Raw genomic sequence first — 19362 nt, forward strand, 5'->3', positions numbered from 1 at the left:
TTGTTCTTTACCTCAAGCTCAGAGCGCCAGAAGTGCCAGTACCTCGGGCAGTCCGGCGATCAACCCGGTGGCGCCGGCAGCCGTGAGCTTGGCGGGGTCGGTGAGGGCGGTGTAGCCGTAGACGTCCATCCCGGCCGAGCGGGCGGCCAGCACACCGTTCGGGCTGTCCTCGACCACCAGGCATCGCTCAGGAGCCACGCCCAGGGTCTTCGCAGCGTGGAGGAAGAGATCGGGCGCCGGCTTGCCGACGCCGACGTCCTGGGCACTGAAGATCCGGTCGTCGGCCAGGTGTCCGCGCAAGCCCGCCAAGTCGAGGGAGAGCCGGATCCACTCGTGGTTGGAGGAGGACGCGAGGCAGTACGGCAGGTCACGCTGCTGAAGGGTCTTCAGCACCTCCTCGGCGCCCGCTGATGCCACAAGACCGGCTCGGAAGGCGGCGAAGACCCGCTCATGGCAGCGGGCCTCGAAGTCCTCCGGCAACCGTCCCTGGTAGCGCTCCATGATGACGTCGTGGACGTTGTGCCCGGCGTTCCCGAGGAAGTCCCGGTACGACTCCTCAAGAGTGGTCGGGTAGCCGAGCTCGGTCAGGTATCCGGACAGCACCCGGTGGGCGATCGGCTCACTGTCCACGAGTACGCCGTCATTGTCGAAGATCACCACGTCATATCGCATGGACCGGACACTACTGGTCCCGACGTCGGCGGCGGGCCCGAGTAAGGGAGGCCCTGGCGTGATCATGTGCGTTACCGAAATCGGAGTGTGAGCGATCCTCCGAGCGAGGCATGGGACTTTCGGATCCGAGCTGCCGAAATCGAGGACGAGTCCCATCGCCGTCCCGGGGCGTCATGGGTCCCACCCATCCTCACGGACCTGGTCCTCGCCGCGAGAAGAACCCCGCTGAGCTGCTACTACCCCTTCACCAGCCATGTGACGCTGCGGTTCGCCACAGGGCCCACGTGGTGGACGGGCGACGGCACGGTCCTGCCGGTCAACATCGGTCTCGTCCCCGGCGGTGGCTACGTCGTCTACACCCGGGCGTTGCTCGAGGACCCGGCCGTGGTGGAACTCGAGACCGCCGGCGCCGACGAGGCCGTGGCCAAGGCCGAACAACTGGCGGCCCAGGCCTCCTGATTGCGGCCGACCACTCCTGCGATGGGACGCCCGCCCCTCTTCCGGCAGACCCCGCCAGGGCCGCCGGGCCCTGTGCCGGTGCGACCCGGTGGCAGCCGCATGTCGACTACCTGGCACCGCTGTTGACGTGGTACGCCGAGGCCCGAGCCGACGCCCCGGGCCGGCGGTAGTCAGCTGATCGGCTCAGGGCGCGGTGGCTTCCCAGGCCGCCTCGATCATCCGGAAGACCTCGTCCACCGTGGCGTCGGGATCGTCCGCCCGGCAGGCCAGCGCGTAGGCGTCGATGGCGAACCGCGCGGTCGCCCGGCAGGCCGTCGCACTCCGGGACAGGTGGGGATCGGCGGCCAGGGCCGCTGCCAGCGCCTGTGCGTGACGCAGGATCATCGACTCCTCGTGGTCCCGCAGGGCGGGTGATCCCTCGATCATGCGTCGCACGGGGGCGCTGCCCTCCGCCGTGCAGTGCCGCACCAGCGCCTGGACCTCGCGGTGCAGGGACGGGATGAGGGGCTCGTGCGGCGAGCGGTCGGTGACCGCCCGCGTGAGGCGCTGCTCGAAGTCCTCGTCGCGCTCGAAGACCAGGGCCTCCTTCGAGGCGAAGTGGGCGAAGACGGTGGTGACGGCCACGTCGGCCTCGGCCGCCACGTCACGGATGCCCACGACGTCGTACCCGCGCTCCAGGAAGAGCTGCAGGGCGGTGTCAGCGATCTTCTGACGGGTCGCGGCCTTCTTGCGTTCACGGCGTCCGGACGGCTCGGTCATGTGCTGACCCTACCAGGTATGAATCCCTAACCATTGTGAAATCCTAACGGTTATGGCTATCGTCGGCCGCATGAGGAAAATCAGCTTCACCGAGTTCGGCGGTCCCGAAGTCCTGCGCCTGGTGGAGGCCGAGGAGCCCCACGCGGGCCCCGGCCGGATCCGCATCGCCGTACGGGCGGCGGGCGTCAACCCCGTCGACTGGAGGATCCGGGAGGGCCAGGTCCTGGGGGCCCATCCCGTCACGTTGCCCGCCGGGGTCGGGCTGGACGCCGCCGGGGTGGTGGACGAGGTCGGCGAGGGCGTCGAGGGGGTCGACGTCGGCGACCGCGTGTTCGGCGAAGGCGCCGACACGTACGCCGAGTTCGCCGTGCTGTCGGCCTGGGCTCGGATCCCCGAGGGAGTGGACTTCGAGGAGGCGGCCGGGTACCCGTCGGTGGTGGAGACCGCGCTGCGCATCATCCGCGAGGTCGGCGTGCGGCCCGGACAGACGCTGCTGGTCAGCGGCGCGTCCGGGGGCGTCGGGTCGGCGGTGCTGCAGATCGCCCACGCGCGCGGCATCACGGTGATCGGCACGGCCGGGGCCGCGAACCAGGACTACCTGCGCACGCTGAGCGCCCTCGCCACGACCTACCACGAGGGCTGGGTCGAACGGGTGCGGCAGCTGGGCCGGATCGACGCTGCCCTCGACCTGGCCGGCTCGGGCGTGATCCGCGAACTCGTCGAGCTGACCGGGGACCCGCGCAAGGTCGTCTCCATCGCCGACCTCGATGCGCCGCAGCTGGGTGTCCGGTTCTCCGGCGTGGCCGGGAGCGTGCCGGACGCGCTCGCCGAGGCCGTCGACCTCATCTCCCGGGGCAGGCTCCGCATCCCGGTCGAGAAGTCGTACGCGCTCGCCGAGGCAGCGGCGGCCCACACCGACAGCCGCGCCGGCCACACCCGCGGGCGCCGGGTCCTGGTCGTCTGAGCCGCGGTCCGCCCGGCGCCCCGCGCGCAGTGGAGGGAAAACCTGATCGACGCCGGCGGGGCGGAGGTCTACCGTCCAGTTGTGCCGATACCCCAGAACACCGCGCCGCTCCCCACCCCGGACGGGAACTCCACCACTTCCGCGCGGCTGGCACGGTGGCGCACCCGCTCCCGACTCTGTGCTGCGATCGATCTGGTCGCCGGAGCGGGCGGCGCCGCCCTGCTGCTCCTCGCCGCGGTCGACAGCCTGGTCTCCTGGCCCTCGAACCGGGTGCTGCTCACCCACGGCAACCTGGCAGGCATCGCGGGCGCGATCCTCCTCCCGTTCTGGCTCTGGCTCATCGCGTCGTTCGCCCTGGTCATGGGTGGGAAGTCGCGCAGCCTCGGCAGGGAGGAGCGAGCCGCGTACCGCGCGGCCCAGAAGCAGATCTGGAGGGCCATGTTCCCGCACCGGCGGGTGCGGATCGGACTCGGCACCGTCGCCCTGCTCTGCCTCGCCGTCGTGGTCGGCGGGTTCGCCGTCGGCGGCTCCAACGGCAGCGCGCGCGTGCTGCCCGGCCCGAGGTACCAGGTGTCGGTACCGGACCTCGACCACTCCGACTGGACCGACGTCCCGCACGAGCAGTACGCCCGCTGGCAGGGCGAGTTCGTCCGGGCGGACGGCTTGTTCACCTTCTTCGGCCTCTTCCTGGCCGGCGGCAGCCTCGGCCTGCGCCAACTCCACCGCCGGTCACCCCGCTAGGACGCAGACCGCACTGGTTCGCCGGGTCGACCGTGGGGCCGGGGTGCGGGTGCGAGGATGCGGTCGTGGATCTGTCAGTGGGACTGCGTGAGTGGACTGACGACGACTGGGCAGCGTTCCGCCTCGGCCAGTCGCTGGGAGTCTTCTCCGAGGTGGAGGCGTTCTCGAACGTCAAGTACGTCTTCTGGGGCGTCAACCCGCTGGGGAACGCACTGCATCAGGTGCTGCTGCAACTCGCTCAGGCAGGAGTACTGGAGCAGAGCGAGTCACAGGATCAGTTCCGGTGGTCGGGCCGTCTGCTCACCGACCCGCCCAAGCCTTCAGACCGCGCCTGAGAACGCTCCTCCGCCCCAGCGGGTGCGTGCTCGTTCACACCGCCGGGGCCCGGGGCCGGGGCACCGACGGGCGGGCCTGCGGCCGGTCAGCGCTCCAGTGCCGCGAAGCGCAGGTCCAGGCCGTCCAGCAGGGCTTCCAGGCCGAGGGCGAAGGCGCCCTCGTCCACGGTGCGGCGGTGCTCGGCCAGGCGGTGGGCCTCGCTCAGGTGGGGGTAGTCGTCGGTGTAGAGGCGGGCGTCCTCGGGGAAGCCGGCGGCGAACGAGCCGAGGGCGGAGCCGGTGACGAAGTAGCGCATCAGGGCGCCGATCCGGGTGGCCTGGCCGCGTGGCCAGCCGGCCGCGACCAGGTGGCCGAAGACGGCGTCCGCCAGGCGCAGCGCGTTCGGACGGCGACCCGGGCCCTGGGCGAGGACCGGGACGATGTGCGGGTGGGCGGCCAGTGCGGCGCGGTAGGAACGGGCCCAGTCGCGCAGGGCGGTGCGCCAGTCGGTCCCGGCGGTGAACATCGCGAGGTCCACCTCGCCCATCACGTAGTCGACCACCGCGTCCAGCAGGTCGTCCTTGGTGGCGAAGTGGTTGTAGAGCGAGGGGCCGCTGACCGAGAGCTCGGTGGCCAGCCGCCGGGTGGAGAGCGCGTCGAGCCCCTCGGCGTCCACCAGGGCCAGCGCGGCGCCGACGATCCGCTCGCGGCTGAGCAGCGGGGTGCGGGGGCGGGCCATGGCGTGGGCTCCTCCGGTCGGGTGGCGATCGCGACATTCTCGCAGGGGGCCCGTGGGCGGGTCTTCCCAGATCGGTGCGGGCGGGCGTAGAGTCCGAAAAAACTTGCACCGCTAGTTTAGACCGATCACCCGACCGATCGACCGGTCGGCAGACTATCCGATCGACCCCGACCCGGTACCGGACCCGAGGAGTCTGACGATGGACCTGGAGCTCTCCGAGGAGCAGGAGGCGGTCCGCCGGCTGGCCACCGACTTCACCGACCGCGAGATCGCGCCGTTCGCCGCCGCCTGGGACCGCGCCGAGTCGGTGGACCGGTCCGTCGTCGGCAAGCTGGGCAAGCTCGGCTTCCTGGGCCTGACGCTGCCCGAGGAGTACGGCGGCAGCGGCGGCGACCACCTGGCGTACTGCCTGGTCCTGGAGGAACTCGGCCGCGGCGACAGCGCGGTGCGCGGGATCGTCTCGGTCTCGCTCGGGCTGGTCGGCAAGTCGATCAACAGCTACGGCACCGAGGACCAGAAGCGGTCCTGGCTGCCGCGGCTCTGCTCCGGCGAGGCACTGGCCTGCTTCGCGCTCACCGAGCCGGGCACCGGCTCCGACGCCGCCAACCTGACCACCCGCGCGGTGCGCGACGGCGAGGACTGGCTGATCAGCGGCAGCAAGATGTTCATCACCAACGGCACCTGGGCCGAGGTCGCCCTCGTCTTCGCCCGTACCGGCGAGGCGGGCCACCGGGGCGTGACCGCCTTCCTGGTGCCCACCGCCAGCCCCGGCCTGGAGCGGCGCGAGATCCACGGCAAGCTCGGGCTGCGCGGCCAGGCCACCGCGGAGCTGGTCCTCGACCGGGTGCGGGTGCCGGACGGCGCCCGGCTCGGACCGCTGGGCAAGGGCTTCACGGTCGCGATGGCGGCGCTGGCCAAGGGCCGGATGTCGGTGGCGGCCGGCTGCGTGGGCATCATCCGCGCCTGCCAGGACGCCGCGGTGCGCTACGCCGCGGAGCGCGAGCAGTTCGGAAAGCCCATCGCCTCCTACCAGTTGGTCCAGGAGCTGCTCGCCGACATCGCCGTGGACCTGGACGCCGCGCGGCTGCTGACCTGGCGGGTCGCCGACCACATCGAGCGCGGCCTGCCCTTCGCCACCGAGTCCTCGGTGGCCAAGCTGTTCGCGAGCGAGGCGGCCGTGCGGTCCGCCAACAACGCGCTGCAGGTCTTCGGCGGGTACGGCTTCATCGACGAGTACCCGGTCGGCAAGCTGCTGCGCGACGCCCGGGTGATGACCCTCTACGAGGGCACCAGCCAGATCCACAAGCTGCTGATCGGCCGGGCACTGACGGGCGTCTCGGCGTTCTGACCCTTCCGGCCCTCCCACGTCCCGGTCCCCCGACACGCCACCACCCCTCAGAGGAGCCCAACGCCGTGCGCCCTGTCTACTTCGCCGCCGCCCGCCGGACCCCGATCGGCAAGCTGCGCGGAGCGCTCTCCACCGTCCGCCCCGACGACCTGTCGGCCGCCGTGCTGCGCGGCCTGCTCGCCGACGTGCCCGCCCTCGACCCGGCCCGGATCGACGACGTCTACTGGGGCGCCGCCAACCAGGCCGGCGAGGACAACCGCAACGCCGCCCGGATGGCCGTGCTGCTCGCGGGCCTGCCCGAGAGCGTGCCCGGCGCCACCGTGAACCGGCTCTGCGCCTCTGGAATGGAGGCCGTCACGATGGCCGCCCGCACCATCGGCTCCGGCGAGGCGGAGATCGTGGTGGCCGGCGGCTGCGAGTCGATGACCCGCGCGCCGTTCGTCCTGCCGCGCCCCGACGAGGCGCTGCCGCACCGGATCGAGACCTTCGACACCCGCCTCGGCTGGCGCCTGACCAACCCGCTGATGCGCGACCTGCACGGCGTGCTCAGCATGGGCGAGACCGCGGAGGAGGTCGCCGAGCGCTACGGGATCAGCCGCGAGCGCCAGGACGCCTTCGCGCTGCGCAGCCACCAGCGCGCCGCCGCCGCCCGCAAGGACGGCCACTTCGACGCCGAACTGCTCGCCGTGCAGCGCCCGGACGGCGTGACGGTGACGCGGGACGAGTGCATCCGCGAGGACAGCAGCCTGGAGCGGCTGGCCGCGCTCAAGCCGGTCTTCCGCGCCGGCGGCACGGTGACGGCCGGCAACGCCTCCCCGATGAACGACGGCGCGGCCGGCCTGCTGCTGGTCAGCGAGGCGGCCCTGCGCGAGCTGGAGTTGGAGCCGCTGGGCCGCTACGTGGCGGGCGCCTCGGCCGGTGTGCACCCGGACGTGATGGGCATCGGCCCGGTTCCCGCCACCCGCAAGGTGCTGGACCGGGTGGGCTGGAGCGTGGCGGACGTCCAGGAGGCCGAGTTCAACGAGGCGTTCGCCGCCCAGGCGGTGGCCTGCGTCGAGCAGTTGGGCTTCGACCCGGACCTGGTCAACCCGACCGGCGGGGCCATCGCGCTGGGCCACCCGCTGGGCGGCTCCGGCGCCCGGATCCTGACCACCCTGCTGCACCGGATGCGGCGCACCGGCGCCCGGCGCGGGCTGGCCACCATGTGCGTCGGCGTCGGTCAGGGCACCGCCGTGCTGGTCGAGAACGCGTCCTGAACCACCGGGAAGATCCGCTGAGTTGACGTGGGCAACGCGGTCAACGTCAACGTCACAGTCGACATCGAGGGAGTAGCAGAGATGGCACGTTTCGCAGGCAGGGTCGCCGTGGTCACCGGGGCCGCCCAGGGCATCGGCGCGGCCACCGCGCAGTTGCTGGCCGAGGAGGGCGCCACCGTGGCGGTGGTCGACCTGACGGCCGAGCGGGCGCAGCAGACCGCCGAGGCGATCACCGCCAAGGGCGGCACCGCGCGCGGCTACGGCTGCGACGTGAGCGACTACGACGCGGTGCAGGGCGTCTTCGCGCAGATCGCCGCCGACCTCGGCGGCCTGCACATCCTGGTGAACAACGCCGGAATCACCCGCGACAACCTCTTCTTCAAGATGCCCAAGGACGACTGGGACGCCGTCCTGACCGTCAACCTGACCAGCGCGTACAACTGCAGCCACGTGGCGCAGTCGTACATGGTGGCGCAGAAGTGGGGCAAGATCGTCTCGCTCAGCTCGCGCTCGGCGCTCGGCAACCGCGGCCAGGCCAACTACGCGGCCGCCAAGGCCGGCATCCAGGGCCTGACCGCCACCCTGGCCATCGAGTTGGGCCCGTTCAACATCAACGTCAATGCGGTGGCGCCCGGTTACATCGTCACCTCGATGACCGCCGCGACCGCCGAGCGGGTCGGCGCGACCCCCGAGGAGCACCAGGCCGAGGTGGCCGCGCGCACGCCGCTGCGCCGGGCCGGCACGCCGCAGGAGATCGCCTCCGTGGTGGCCTTCCTGGCCAGCGAGGAGGCCTCGTACGTCAGCGGCCAGACCCTGTACGTCAACGGCGGGGCGCGCTGACGGCCGGTCACTGAACGACCGGGTCACCGGGGGGACGGCGGGCTGCTCCCACCGTCCCCCCGTGCTGCCCGCGCCCTCACTGCCCGCAGTGGAAGGGGTCGAGCTCGCCCGGGTCGAAGTCGGCGTGCAGCGCCGCCGCGTCGAACAGCATCAGCAGGGCGGCCGCGAACAGCAGCAGGACCAGCACCGCCAGGCAGCAGTGGGCCGGCGCGCCGCCGCCGCGCGGGTGGCGGCCCAGCGCGCGCACCACGGCCACCACGGTCGCCGCGGTCAGGCCCAGCACCACGAACCCGGCCAGGTAGGAGACGAACGGCACCGCCGCGGCGCGGTGGCAGTGGCGGGTCGGCTCGACCACCACCTGGTCGAAGACCAGCGCGTGGACGACCTGCGCGAGCACGCCGAGGGTGAAGATGCCCAGCGCCCCCAGGGTTCGCCGGGCGTAGCGGGCAGTCGCGTAGGGCATCGGTCGGTACCAGTTCGGGTCGCGGGTGGACGGCTGGACGGCCAGCTGAACAGCCGGTGGACAAAAAGTGGACGGCCGGGCGGGCGGACGGGGGGCGAGTGTAGCGCGCCCGCACCCGGACCGAACGGCCGGTCGTGGTGGGCGCAAGACGACTGCGGTGGAACGGGATTGCGGAATTGATCATGCGTCAGCGAGGCTGGCCCCGAGACACCTGGTGTGCAGTCAGAAGAGGGGATCGACATGTCGACAAGGGCACTGGTACTGGGCGGCGGCGGGGTGGCGGGCATCGCCTGGGAGATCGGCGTGCTCACCGGCCTCGCCGAACAGGGGGTCGACGTCACGGGGGCGGACCTGGTGGTGGGGACCTCGGCGGGCTCCACGACGGCCGGGCAGCTGGCCAGCGGCCTGCCGCTGGGCGAGCTCTTCGAGCGGCAGGCCGACCCGGCGCGGCAGTACCCCGAACTGACCCCCACCCACCTGACCATCGCCGAACTGATGGAGATCTGGGGCGCGTTGCTGGCCGAGGTGTCGGACCCGCTCGAGCTGCGCCGGCGGGCCGGCGCGATGTCGCTGGAGGCCGAGACGGTCACCGAGGCCGAGCGCCGGGCGGTGATCGAGGGCCGGCTGCCGGTGCACGAATGGCCCGAGCGCGCCATCACCCTGGTCGCGGTGGACGCGCACAGCGGCGAGGTGCGCCTCTTCGACCGGCACAGCGGCGTCCCGCTGGTCGACGCGGTGGCGGCCAGCTGCGCGGTGCCGGCCATCTGGCCGGCCGTCACGGTCGGCGACCGCCGCTACATCGACGGCGGCGTCCGCTCCTCCAACAACGCGGACCTGGCGGCCGGCCATGACCGGGTCCTGGTGATCGCCCCGATGACCGACCCGGCGCTGGCGGAGGAGATCGCCCTGCTCGCCGAGGAGTCGCGGGTCGAGCTGATCTCGCCCGACGAGGAGGCCACCGCCGCGTTCGGCGCCGACCCGCTCTCCCCCGCCACCCGCACCCCCTCCGCCCACGCCGGCCTCGCCCAGGGCCGGCGGCTGGCCGGGATCGTCCGGGACCTCTGGATGTAGCACCGCAGCACTCCGCGAGCCGGGACGACGGCGCCGCGCGGGGTCCGGGTGTCCGGACCCCGCGCGGCGCACCGGTGGGGCGCTCAGCTGCCGTAGTGCGGGCGCAGCGTGACGCTCAGGATGGTCCGGTACTCGGCGGGCTGGGCGGCCGGCACGGTGTAGGGCGCGGCCGGGTCGGTGCCGTAGACGCTGCCGGTGGCGGGCAGCGGCTTGGGGGTGGAGTACCCGGCGAACAGCATGGTCAGCGTGCCGTTGTCGTTCTGGACCACGGTCGGGTCGTAGACCCGGCCGCCGTAGTAGCCGCTGACGTCCAGCGCGCCGCCGCTCGCCGCCTGCCGGGCCAGCGCCGAGAACGTGTAGTCGGTGCCGATCAGCTTCTGCGGCGCGGACCAGGTCTTCCCGTCCCGGGAGGAGGAGTAGAAGATCTGGTTGAAGGCGTCGCTGTCCCCGTCGGAGGCGTAGGCGCCGGACAGGAAGAGGCCGTAGCTGCCGTCCGGGTTGGTGATGACGGTGCCGCGCGAGCCGATCCAGCGCAGCACGCTGTCGCTGGTGCTGGTGGGGTCGCCCAGGCCGCTGACCTGGCCGAGGTCGGTGAAGTGCAGGCCGTCGGTGGTGTACGCGGCGCGCACCACGGTGTAGTCCTCGTTGTTGCCGTAGAGCGACTTGGGCTTGTTCTTGCCCTCGCCGATCCGCGCCAGCTGGTCGTACGGCACGGTGGCCGCGCCGGGCGCGCCGACGCTGCTGCCCTTGGCGACCGCCCCGGTGCCGCCGGTGCAGCCGGTCAGGTGGGTGGCGTCGGCGCCGGTGCAGCTCACCTGGACGATGCCCGCGGGGGTGCCCAGGCTGACCGTCACCGAGCCGCCGACCGGCTGCAGGGCCGAGGTGTCGGCCACCGGCAGGGTCGCGGCCGGCAGCGTGACGGCGGCCGTGGTGGTGGTCGGGGCGAAGTACCCGGCGATCTTCTCGGTGTAGAGCACCGCGACGCTGCCCTTGGGCGCGCCGGGGTAGTGCGGCAGGGTGCTGATGATGCCGTCCGGCGCGATCAGGCCGGAGGTCTGCTGGGCGCTCGCCGGGATCACCGCGTCGGCCCGCACCGCGTCGCCCACCGCGAGCGTGACGCCGGTGCCGGTGCGGGTGGTGCAGCCGGTGAAGGCGGTCGCGGTGGCGGCGGCGTCGTTGCAGTCCACCGTGACGCCGGCGACCGAGAAGTGACCGGGCTGCTCGTCCTCGGCGGTGGCGACCACCGCGATGGTGACGCCGGCGCCGCCCGGGCCGGCCGGGACCGCGACCGGCGCCGTGACGGTGGTGTCGCCGCCCTCGCCGACCGGCTCGGCGGCGGGCAGGCCGGCCAGCGGGTTGCCGCCCTTGGGCGTCAGGTGGTGCACGATCAGGTTGGTGCCGAGCGCGTCGCCCGAGGGGCGCGAGAGCGTGTAGAGCACCTGGCCGCGGTGACCGGTGCCGGCGTAGTCGGGCACCGTCAGCACGAAGGCGTGGCCCTGGCCGTCGTCGTTGGTGTTGCCGTTCGGGCAGAGCCCGGCGTTCTGCTCCAGGGCCTGGCCCGCGTACCGCCAGGTCCGCCCGTGGTCGGTGGAGGTCGCCGCCACGACCGCCTCGTCGCCGTCCTTGGGGCGGTAGTCGAAGAGGCCGTTCAGCGTCTCGCCGCCGTCCTCGCTGGTGACGAACGGGAAGTAGTACGGCTGCATCGGCAGCGTGCTGCCCTGCGGCTGACGGACCACCGAGCCGGTCTCGGGGGTGGCGCCGCCGCTGGAGCAGTAGCCGGTGAGCGGGCCCGGGCTGCCGGTCACGCCGCTGGCGGCCGGGACCGCGCCCGAGCCGGCCGGGTCGACGGCCAGGTTCGGGTAGCTGACACCGCCGACGGTGACGGTCCCGCTCCCGCCGCCCGCGTAGACCGGCAGGCTCCGGCTGTACGGGGCGCCGAGCGTCGGGTCGCCCTGGGCGAGCGTCCAGGGGCCGCCCTTGACCTTGTCGACCACGGGGGTGCCGACGGTGTAGCTCAGCGCGCCGTGGTGGTGGCCGCCGCGGCCCCACCCGTCCGGGCCCGACGATCCGTCCGCGCCGGCGGCCAGGGCCGGCCCGGCGGTGGCGGTGACGGCGGCGAGCATGGTGACGGCGACGGCTGCTGCGGTGGCGATCCTGCGATGGGGCATGGAGGTCCCTCCCGGGTACGTCCGTACGGGAAGCTGCACGGGTCAGCGCAGATCCTGGTCACCCGAAGGCCCCCGTGGGGGCCGGAGCAGGGAGAGTTCACGCACCGTTCGCCGCCCATCCGCCCAGCGGGGACGGACCGCGCGGGCAGGGGGGTCAGGCTGGCCCCCGGCGCGTCCGAAACCGGTCGGCCGGTCTTTACCTCGCCTTGACGCCCCCTCTGATGAGGTGGGCACAGCTCCGATCAGCGCCATCAGGGGTAACTTCCGAACGCTTTTTCGGGACATGTCGGCATGCCGCGCAGGCATGTCAAGAGTCCGAAATGACTATAGATCCATCGGCTCTCCACACGATGAGATAACCGTGCCGGCCCCGTGTCGGCCCGACCCTCCATCCAAAGGAGTTCCATGGGCACCTCCCCCGCCACCGCGGGCCCCCGACGCTCCGTGTCCGCCCGGGCCCTGGCCATGCTCGCTGTCGGGGCCACCGCCCTGACCGCCGGCACCGTCACCGCCCAGAGCACGGTCGCAGCGGTCGCCGCACCGGCTCACGCCGCCTTCAAGCTGCGGCCGGCCTCGCAGGGCCACATCAACGCGGTGGGGCGCACCTCCCCCATCAGCACCAGCGACTGCGTATCGCAGATCGGCATCCACTGCTACTCGCCGCTGCAGTACCGCACCGCGTACAACCTGAACCCGCTGTACAAGCAGGGCATCACCGGCAAGGGCCGCACGATCGTCATCGTCGACTCCTTCGGCTCGCCGACGATCCAGTCGGACCTGCAGACGTTCGACAAGCAGTGGGGCATCCCGGACACCAACGTCGAGGTCGTCAAGTGGGGCAACGTCCCGCCCTTCGACCCGACCAACCCGGACCACACCGGCTGGGCCGGCGAGACCACGCTGGACGTCGAGTACGCCCACGCGATCGCCCCGGACGCCCACATCGTCCTGGTCGAGACCGGGGTCGCCGAGACCGAGGGTGTCACCGGTCTGCCCGAGATGATGGACGCCGAGAAGGCGCTCATCAAGCAGGGCAAGGGCGACGTCATCACCCAGAGCTTCGGGGCCACCGAGAACACCTTCCCGGGCTTCGACAAGGGTGACTACTCCTCCCTCACCGACCTGCGCTACGCCTTCAAGGCGGCCGCCGACCACAACGTGACGGTGCTCGCCTCCTCCGGCGACAACGGCGTGACGGACGCCGACAACAACAGCAACCTGTACCCGTACAAGGTCAACTCCTGGCCGTCCTCCGACCCGCTGGTCACCAGCATCGGTGGCACCCAGCTGACCCTGGACAACGACGGCAACCGCACCGCGCCCGACGCGGTGTGGCACGACGCCTACGGCGCCGGCGGCGGTGGCCAGTCCGCGGTCTTCGACCGCCCGTGGTACCAGCTGGGCGTGGCCAACGTGGTCGGCTCGCACCGTGGCACCCCGGACATCAGCATGAGCGCGGCGGTGGACGGCGCGGCCTGGACGTACGAGTCGTTCGACCCGACCCGCGTCGGCTGGCACCTCACCGGTGGCACCAGCGAGGCCTCGCCGATCTTCTCCGGCGTCGTCGCGCTCGCCGACCAGGCCGCGGGCTACCGCCTCGGCCAGCTCAACTGGCGCCTGTACGGCCTGTCCCTGCTGCCCTCGCAGTGGAGCGGCATCACCGACGTCACCACCAGTGACAACGGCTGGAACGGCGTGACGGGCTACGCGGCCACCAAGGGCTACGACATGGCCTCGGGTGTCGGCACCATCGACGCCACCAAGTTCGTCCACGCCCTCGCGGGACGCTGACGAAGCGTCGGGGGCCGGCCGCCGCGCCTGACAGCTCGGCTCGGCCCCCGACGCGCCGGTGAACCGGCCGGTGCCACCTCTGCGCGACTGCGCGGTGGTGGCGCCGGCCGGTTCACGCGTTTCCGGGGGCGCGACGGATCGGGCGAATGGGACCCGGCGCGTGGGCTACTGCGGTGCGGCGGCGGCCAGTTGGGCCAGGTAGCGCTCGGCCGCGCGCAGCTTGCGGCCGTCCGGGCCCGGCAGGTGGGCGCGCAGCTCCAGGATCAGCGGCGCGGCCGCCAACGCCCGCGCGCTGTCCGGGATCGCCCGCCAGCACGCCTCCGCGTTGGTCGCCACCCGCTGGGTCTCCGGGTCGTCCGGCCCCTGGGCGGCCAGCAGCACCAGTGCCACCTCCCGGTACAGCTCCGCCGCCACCGCCGGCTCGCCCGCCAAGCGGGCCACGTGCGCCCGTACCTGACGCACCATCAGCACCGGCTCGGCCACCGGGCCGTGGGCGGCGATGACCTGCTCCTCCAGTGCGAGCGCGAGCCCGGCGGCGGCGGCGTGCTCACCGGCGTCGGCGGTGCGCACGATGCGGCCCAGCGAGGCCCGGTAGTCCTCGGGGGGCTCGACGGACTCGACGGGTACAGCGGGCTCGACGGGAACAGCGGGCTCGACGGGTACGACGGGTTCGGGGGTGATGGCGGGCGGCACGGCCTTGGGTGCCGCCTTCAGCAGCGACACCGGTCGGACCGGACGGACCGTCGGCGGCGCGTCGGCCTTCAGCAGCGTCACCGGTCCGCGGTCCACCGCCGGTCTCGGCAACGGGACGGCGCGCGCGCCCACGGCCTGCGCGGCCACCGTGACGGGCATCGCCGGGCCGCGGCCGCCGACCGGCCGGCCGAGCCCGCCGCTCGCCGCCGGGCCCGCCATCGGGCGCACCTCGCCCGCCTGCTGACGGGCCGTGTTGCGAAAGACCGGGCGGTTCGGCCCGTAGGAGGCGAAGACCAGCACGTCGGGGCGGAGCACCGAGTGCACCTGCTGGCGCAGCTGCTCGGGCGCCAGCACCGGCCCGGCGCCGGGGCGGCCGCCGTGCAGGGCCTCGATCAGCGCGCGGGTGAAGGTCCCGATCTGCTCGGGGTCGGGGCTGACCACCGCCCACAGCGGCAGCCCGTCCACCAGCGCGCCGGGTGCGCCCAGCAGCGGCCAGGCGCCCTGCTCGGCGCTCAGGTCGGCGATCACCAGCGTGTCCCAGTCGGCGGGCCGCGACTGCAGCTCGCCGACCACGGCCTGCCAGGCCAGGCCGTCCTGGCGGATCGTGCCGGCCTTCGCGTCACGCAGCGTCAGGTACAGCCCGCCGCCACGCTTGTCGGCGACCAGGTGGCCGCCCAGGTGCAGCAGCAGCGGCCCCGGGTGCCGGGCGGCCGCGCGCAGGTGGGCCAGGACGGTCTGCGGATCGCTCGCGGACGGCAGGTGCACGGCGTCCACCGCGTCGGCGGCGAGCAGGGTCTGCGGCGCGACGGCGGCCAGCATGGCCGAGAGCACCTGGGCCTGACCGCTGCCGCCACGGCCCCAACCCCGCCGGCCCGAGCCGCCGTAGCCGCCCTCCACCGCCAGGATCCGCCCGCGCAGGCCGCCACCGACCACGGTCGCCATGCCGGGCGGCTGGCGGTCCGCCAGGTACCGCTCGCCCGGGTGCGGTTCGGTCAGGTGCGGGCCGGCCGGGTGCGAGCCGGCCGGGTGCGGGGCCGTCAGATGAGGGTCGGCGGGGTTGTCGCGGTCGGCGGGCGCCCGGTCGGCCAGGGTCCGATCGGCCGCGGCCCGGTCGGGCGGCGGCGGGCCCAGCGGCGCGGCGTCCTCGGCCAGCAGGACCGCCGGCGGGTCCGGCGGGGGTTCGGCCGCCGGAACACCGGAGATCGATGCACTGTCCGCCAACGCCGGTCACCACCCCGCCCGCCGCCCTGGGCGGTCTCTGTCCGAGGGTCGCGGCCAGCCGTGGCGCTCCCCTTTCCGCGCCACCTTACGGGGTCACGGCCCCCCGTTCCACGCCGGGTGCGCAGGCCGGCGCGGTGCCGCCGCACCTGCGCCGGGCAGCACCGCGAGCGTGCCGCCGGGCGCGGCGCCGACCCGCTCCGGGCCGGTGGCCGCCGGCATCGTCGAAGTAACCAGGGGGTCCCGCCCTGCGGTCGGCGCATCGGCCACGACGACACGTCAGGCCGGCATCGAGCGGAGGAGCACCGGGATGAGCAGGACCGCCGTGTTCGGGGCGGGCGGCAACGCCGGGCGCGACGGTGACCGCCGGGGACGTGGCGGCCCCGGCGAGGGTGCCCGCCGTCACCGCCGGGCACGACGCGGTGATCGACGCCGCCTACCCGGGTGACGTGCCCGCGGTCGATTTCTCCCCGGGGTGGGGTCCCGACCGGCGGTGCGCGGGCGCCTGGTTGACTGCTCGGGGCCCGGCCACCTCCGGGCCCGCACCGCGCCCACCCTCCGGCCCGCGATCCGGGCGGGGCGTACCGTTCGAGGTCCTATGCACGCCCTGCAGCCCCTGCTGGCCAGCTTCGTCCCGATCTGGGTCCTCACCGCGATCGGCTACCTGGTCAGCCGCACCGGGCTGCTGGGCGACCAGGCGGAGGCCGTGCTCGGCCGGTTCGTCTTCCATGTGGCCATGCCCGCGGCGCTGTTCACGATGCTCGCCAAAGCGCCGCTGACCACCTTCGCCAACCCCTCGATGCTCGCCTTCGCCGCCGGCACCGCGGCGGCCTCGCTGCTCGGCTGGGCGGGCGCGCGCTGGCTCTTCGGACGGCGGCTGGCCGACCAGGCGATCGGCGGCATGGCGGCCGGCTACGTGAACTCGGCCAACCTGGGGATCCCGGTGGCGGTCCAGGTGCTCGGGGACGCCTCCTTCGTGGGGCCGGTGCTGCTCTTCCAGGTCCTGCTGGTCACCCCGATCATCCTCGGCACGCTGGACGCGGACACCGCCGGCGACCGCGAGGGCGGCGGCGCCCGGGGGCAGGTGGCGCGCATGCTGCGGCTGCCGCTGCGCAACCCGATCATCCTGGCGTCGGCGCTGGGCGCGCTCTGCTCCGCCACCGGCCTGCGCCTGCCGACCGCCCTCGGCCACTCCTGCGAGGTGCTCGGCAGCGCCGGCGTGCCGACCGCGCTGATCACGCTCGGCATGTCGCTGCACGCCGGCCCGGCCGCCGCCCGCGCGGCGGGTGCGGCCGCCCGACCGGCCGGCCTGCGGGCCGAGGTCGGCCTCGCGGTGGTCTGCAAGAACCTGGTGCAGCCCCTGGTCGCCTTCGCCGTCGGCAGCCTGCTGCTGCACCTGAACGAGCACCAGTTGCTCGCCGTGGTGATCTGCTCCGCCCTGCCGACCGCGCAGAACGTCTTCGTCTACGCCCGCCAGTACGGCCTGAGCACCGCGCTGCCACGCGACTCGGTGCTCTGGTCCACCCTGCTGTCGATGGTCACCCTCTCGGCCATCGACTGGACCCTGGCCCCCGCGGTGCACTGAGGCGCCCACCGGGCGACGGACCGGCCACCGCCGTGCACTGATCCGGCCACTGGTCCGGGCCACCGCGGGCGGCCCTCGACGGGGCGGTCGCGGCTGTTTAGGATCGTGGACGTGGCATCGCGTGCCGGTCACCGACCGGGTGAGGCATGGAGGTGGCCACGAGTGCCTACGGAGGCATCTCACCCATGTCGGTCGAGTTGAACCACACCATCGTCCACGCCCGCGACAACCGGGAGTCCGCCGAGTTCCTGGCGGGCATCCTGGGCCTCGAAGTCGGCCCCGCCTGGGGCCCGTTCGTCCCGGTCAGCACCGCCAACGGCGTCACCCTGGACTTCGCCACCGCCCCGGCCGGGCCGATCACCTGCCAGCACTACGCCTTCCTGCTGTCGGAGCAGGAGTTCGACGCGGCGTTCGCCCGGATCCTGGACGCCGGGATCACCTACTACGCCGACCCGCAGCTGAAGCTCCCGGGCGAGATCAACCACCACCACGGCGGCCGCGGCGTCTACTTCCTGGACCCGGCCGGCCACGGCATGGAGATGATCACCCGCCCGTACGGCAGCCCCGAGCAGTAAGTCGGCTGCCCGACAGCAGGGTTGGCCGGCTGACGCGTGGGGGGTGCGCCGCGCCCGCGCGTCAGCCGGCACTGGACCGCCGCAACCCCCGGTTGCCTGGCACGCGTTCACCTGCACCGCCCAGGGGTTACCGTGCGGCAGGCACCCGAAGGCCTGGAGTCGCGCGTCGACGTCCTTCAGACCGGCGACGCCCGTACCGAACTCATCCCACCCGGGCCTCGGTCTCCCTAGCCTGCTCCGGAGCCATGGTCGGGCCGAGCCGACACCCGAGCGCGTCCACGACCGCCCGCCTCCCACGGCGGAGTGCCGCACCGCCGTGTGCTCGACACGTCGCTGCGGCACGCCGCCGTGCGGTTCGCGCGCGGCCTCAGGGGCTGGAGAGCAGGTCGCGCAGCAGGGAGACGGTGTCCGGGTCCAGGCTGCGGCCGGTACGGCGGCTGAGGGCGTCCAGGCGGTTGACGGCTTTCAGGAGTTGGTCGCGGGCGCCGGCCGAGGCGTAGGCGTAGAACAGGTCGCGGTGCAGCAGTTCGACGTCGGGGGCGACGGCCAGGCCGCGGAAGACGGCCGCCTCGGCGCTGCGGTGGTCGCCGTACTGCAGGCGGCGGGCGGCCAGTTCGTGCGCGGTGTCGACGACGGCGGCGAGCATGTCCTGGCGGATCGCCTCGGCCCAGCCGTAGCCGGTGGCCGGGGTCTCGGCGAACGGGGCACCGCGCACCAGGGCCAGCGCGTGCGCCAGCGCCGCGTCGGCGGTGGTGCTGGTGCTGCGCATGCCGCGCCGGTAGAGGCTGCGGAACTCGTCCCAGTCGCAGGTCACGGTCGGGGCGAAGGTGCAGGTGTCGGGGATGTCCTGGCGCAGGAAGGCCCGACCGTCGGGGTCGCCGCCGACCCAGGCGGCGAGTTCGGCGAGCGAGGCGGGCAGCGCCTGGTCGGGACGGGCGTGGTCGCCGGGGTGCAGGGCGCGGTCGACGGCGGCCGGGTCGGCGCCCGGGTGCAGGGCGACGCTGGCGGCGAGCTCGGTCAGCGCGGGCAGCGCGCCCGGCTCGGCGGGACCGACCGCGCCCTGCACGTCGACCGGGCCGAGCAGGCGGATCCGCGGGGTGGTCCGGGGGGCGTGCGCCTCCGGGGAGCGCAGGATCGCGAGCAGGTCGTCGGCGTCGGTGCGGGCGTACGCGGGCGTGCCGCCGCCAACGGGTGTGCCGCCGGGCGGGGTGGAGGGGACCGGCTCCGGGCGCAGCGGCAGGCGCGGGTCGGCGGGTGCCGGGGCCGGGGCGACGTCGTGGGTGGGCGCGGGCTCGGCCTCGACGACCGGCGGCGGGACGGGGATTGCGGGCGGCACCGGCCCGGCGGTCGGGCCCGCGGACGGGACGGCGGGCGGGATCGGGGCCGGGACGTTGCCGGGGCCGTCGTGCGACGGCTGCTGCGGCGGCGGGGTGGCGCCGGCCGGGGGCAGCGCGGCGAGCGGCGGCAGGTGCAGGGAACCGGACGCCGGCGCGGCGCCCGGCCCGCCCGCGTGCAGCCCGCGGCTGTTGACGCTGTGCCGGGGCGCGGGGGTGCTGGGCTCGGAGGTCGGCCGGGGAGCCGCCGGACCTGCCGGGCCCGGGCGGCCCGGGAGAGGCCGTCCCGAACGGTCGGCACCGTCCCGGGGAAGGCCGCCAGGGGCGCGCGCAGCACGCCTTCGGCGAGGAACCGGATGTCGTCGAAGGGC

Annotated in this window: 18 protein-coding genes; 11 read left to right on the forward strand and 7 right to left on the reverse strand. The window is 73.9% G+C overall.

Translation table 11 applies throughout. The features are described 5' to 3' along the window. Positions 1–18: 18 nt before the first annotated feature. On the reverse strand, positions 19–672 hold the full coding sequence (locus ABD323_RS05880) for an HAD family hydrolase (protein WP_344439976.1): 654 nt from the start codon (positions 670–672) through the stop codon (positions 19–21). A gap of 87 nt (positions 673–759) precedes the next feature. On the opposite strand from ABD323_RS05880, the gene ABD323_RS05885 reads away from it, so the two are divergent. Further along, complete coding sequence (locus ABD323_RS05885; protein ID WP_344439978.1) at positions 760–1131, forward strand: hypothetical protein; 372 nt, start codon at positions 760–762, stop codon at positions 1129–1131. A 183-nt stretch (positions 1132–1314) separates the two neighbouring features. Here ABD323_RS05885 and ABD323_RS05890 read toward each other — a convergent pair whose 3' ends face one another. Then, positions 1315–1890, reverse strand: coding sequence for a TetR/AcrR family transcriptional regulator (locus tag ABD323_RS05890; RefSeq protein WP_344439980.1), 576 nt, complete (start codon positions 1888–1890; stop codon positions 1315–1317). 70 nt (positions 1891–1960) lie between these two features. Here ABD323_RS05890 and ABD323_RS05895 point away from each other — a divergent pair, with 70 nt between their 5' ends. The 3 genes from ABD323_RS05895 to ABD323_RS05905 all read left to right on the forward strand — a co-directional run bounded on the left by ABD323_RS05895 (position 1961) and on the right by ABD323_RS05905 (position 3930). Continuing rightward, entirely contained in the window at positions 1961–2854 is an 894-nt protein-coding gene (locus ABD323_RS05895; RefSeq protein ID WP_344439982.1) for an NADP-dependent oxidoreductase, read from the forward strand. Between the two features lie 81 nt (positions 2855–2935). After that, positions 2936–3595, forward strand: coding sequence for a hypothetical protein (locus tag ABD323_RS05900; protein WP_344439984.1), 660 nt, complete (start codon positions 2936–2938; stop codon positions 3593–3595). Positions 3596–3660: 65 nt separating this feature from the next. Next, positions 3661–3930, forward strand: coding sequence for a hypothetical protein (locus tag ABD323_RS05905; protein ID WP_344439986.1), 270 nt, complete (start codon positions 3661–3663; stop codon positions 3928–3930). 86 nt (positions 3931–4016) lie between these two features. Here ABD323_RS05905 and ABD323_RS05910 read toward each other — a convergent pair whose 3' ends face one another. Further along, positions 4017–4649 carry a TetR/AcrR family transcriptional regulator gene (locus ABD323_RS05910; protein WP_344439988.1) on the reverse strand — a complete coding sequence of 211 codons (633 nt, stop codon included), beginning with the start codon at positions 4647–4649 and terminating at the stop codon, positions 4017–4019. Positions 4650–4848: 199 nt separating this feature from the next. On the opposite strand from ABD323_RS05910, the gene ABD323_RS05915 reads away from it, so the two are divergent. The 3 genes from ABD323_RS05915 (at position 4849) to fabG (ending at position 8093) form a co-directional block, all read left to right on the forward strand. Next, positions 4849–5997, forward strand: a complete 1149-nt coding sequence (locus tag ABD323_RS05915; RefSeq protein ID WP_344439990.1) for an acyl-CoA dehydrogenase family protein — start codon at positions 4849–4851, stop codon at positions 5995–5997. A 65-nt stretch (positions 5998–6062) separates the two neighbouring features. Beyond that, complete coding sequence (locus ABD323_RS05920; RefSeq protein ID WP_344439992.1) at positions 6063–7253, forward strand: thiolase family protein; 1191 nt, start codon at positions 6063–6065, stop codon at positions 7251–7253. Positions 7254–7334: 81 nt separating this feature from the next. Beyond that, a complete protein-coding gene (gene fabG, locus ABD323_RS05925) occupies positions 7335–8093 on the forward strand; it encodes a 3-oxoacyl-ACP reductase FabG (RefSeq protein WP_344439994.1) in 759 nt (252 codons plus the stop codon). Between the two features lie 76 nt (positions 8094–8169). Here the strand turns inward: fabG and ABD323_RS05930 are convergent, their stop codons facing one another. Then, positions 8170–8556 carry a hypothetical protein gene (locus ABD323_RS05930; protein ID WP_344439996.1) on the reverse strand — a complete coding sequence of 129 codons (387 nt, stop codon included), beginning with the start codon at positions 8554–8556 and terminating at the stop codon, positions 8170–8172. Positions 8557–8796: 240 nt separating this feature from the next. Between ABD323_RS05930 and ABD323_RS05935 the strand changes: the two genes are divergently transcribed. After that, positions 8797–9627 (forward strand): patatin-like phospholipase family protein, encoded by an 831-nt coding sequence (locus ABD323_RS05935; protein ID WP_344439998.1) that lies wholly within the window; start codon positions 8797–8799, stop codon positions 9625–9627. Positions 9628–9710: 83 nt separating this feature from the next. On the opposite strand, the gene ABD323_RS05940 is transcribed toward ABD323_RS05935, so the two are convergent. Further along, entirely contained in the window at positions 9711–11795 is a 2085-nt protein-coding gene (locus ABD323_RS05940) for a sialidase family protein (protein ID WP_344440000.1), read from the reverse strand. A gap of 405 nt (positions 11796–12200) precedes the next feature. Here ABD323_RS05940 and ABD323_RS05945 point away from each other — a divergent pair, with 405 nt between their 5' ends. After that, positions 12201–13586 carry a S53 family peptidase gene (locus ABD323_RS05945; RefSeq protein WP_344440002.1) on the forward strand — a complete coding sequence of 462 codons (1386 nt, stop codon included), beginning with the start codon at positions 12201–12203 and terminating at the stop codon, positions 13584–13586. Between the two features lie 165 nt (positions 13587–13751). On the opposite strand, the gene ABD323_RS05950 is transcribed toward ABD323_RS05945, so the two are convergent. Next, complete coding sequence (locus ABD323_RS05950; RefSeq protein WP_344440004.1) at positions 13752–15500, reverse strand: hypothetical protein; 1749 nt, start codon at positions 15498–15500, stop codon at positions 13752–13754. A gap of 595 nt (positions 15501–16095) precedes the next feature. Here ABD323_RS05950 and ABD323_RS05955 point away from each other — a divergent pair. Together ABD323_RS05955 and ABD323_RS05960 are read left to right on the forward strand one after the other, a co-directional pair. Continuing rightward, positions 16096–17082: an AEC family transporter gene (locus tag ABD323_RS05955; protein WP_344440006.1), complete on the forward strand. Its 987-nt coding sequence runs from the start codon at positions 16096–16098 to the stop codon at positions 17080–17082. A 185-nt stretch (positions 17083–17267) separates the two neighbouring features. Further along, positions 17268–17657 (forward strand): VOC family protein, encoded by a 390-nt coding sequence (locus ABD323_RS05960; RefSeq protein WP_344440008.1) that lies wholly within the window; start codon positions 17268–17270, stop codon positions 17655–17657. Between the two features lie 367 nt (positions 17658–18024). Here the strand turns inward: ABD323_RS05960 and ABD323_RS05965 are convergent. Continuing rightward, on the reverse strand, positions 18025–19362 hold a 1338-nt coding region (locus ABD323_RS05965), incomplete at its 5' end, for a bacterial transcriptional activator domain-containing protein (protein WP_344440010.1).

This window comes from Kitasatospora nipponensis (assembly GCF_039528135.1).
Taxonomy (GTDB): domain Bacteria; phylum Actinomycetota; class Actinomycetes; order Streptomycetales; family Streptomycetaceae; genus Kitasatospora; species Kitasatospora nipponensis.

Excerpts from the sequence above, each read along its gene's own strand:
- ABD323_RS05880 (WP_344439976.1), bottom strand. The coding sequence starts at position 672 with ATGCGATATGACGTGGTGATCTTCGACAATGACGGCGTACTCGTGGAC.
- ABD323_RS05890 (WP_344439980.1), bottom strand. The coding sequence starts at position 1,890 with ATGACCGAGCCGTCCGGACGCCGTGAACGCAAGAAGGCCGCGACCCGT.
- ABD323_RS05895 (WP_344439982.1), top strand. The coding sequence starts at position 1,961 with ATGAGGAAAATCAGCTTCACCGAGTTCGGCGGTCCCGAAGTCCTGCGC.
- ABD323_RS05910 (WP_344439988.1), bottom strand. The coding sequence starts at position 4,649 with ATGGCCCGCCCCCGCACCCCGCTGCTCAGCCGCGAGCGGATCGTCGGC.
- ABD323_RS05915 (WP_344439990.1), top strand. The coding sequence starts at position 4,849 with ATGGACCTGGAGCTCTCCGAGGAGCAGGAGGCGGTCCGCCGGCTGGCC.
- fabG (WP_344439994.1), top strand. The coding sequence starts at position 7,335 with ATGGCACGTTTCGCAGGCAGGGTCGCCGTGGTCACCGGGGCCGCCCAG.
- ABD323_RS05930 (WP_344439996.1), bottom strand. The coding sequence starts at position 8,556 with ATGCCCTACGCGACTGCCCGCTACGCCCGGCGAACCCTGGGGGCGCTG.
- ABD323_RS05935 (WP_344439998.1), top strand. The coding sequence starts at position 8,797 with ATGTCGACAAGGGCACTGGTACTGGGCGGCGGCGGGGTGGCGGGCATC.
- ABD323_RS05940 (WP_344440000.1), bottom strand. The coding sequence starts at position 11,795 with ATGCCCCATCGCAGGATCGCCACCGCAGCAGCCGTCGCCGTCACCATG.
- ABD323_RS05945 (WP_344440002.1), top strand. The coding sequence starts at position 12,201 with ATGGGCACCTCCCCCGCCACCGCGGGCCCCCGACGCTCCGTGTCCGCC.
- ABD323_RS05955 (WP_344440006.1), top strand. The coding sequence starts at position 16,096 with ATGCACGCCCTGCAGCCCCTGCTGGCCAGCTTCGTCCCGATCTGGGTC.
- ABD323_RS05960 (WP_344440008.1), top strand. The coding sequence starts at position 17,268 with ATGTCGGTCGAGTTGAACCACACCATCGTCCACGCCCGCGACAACCGG.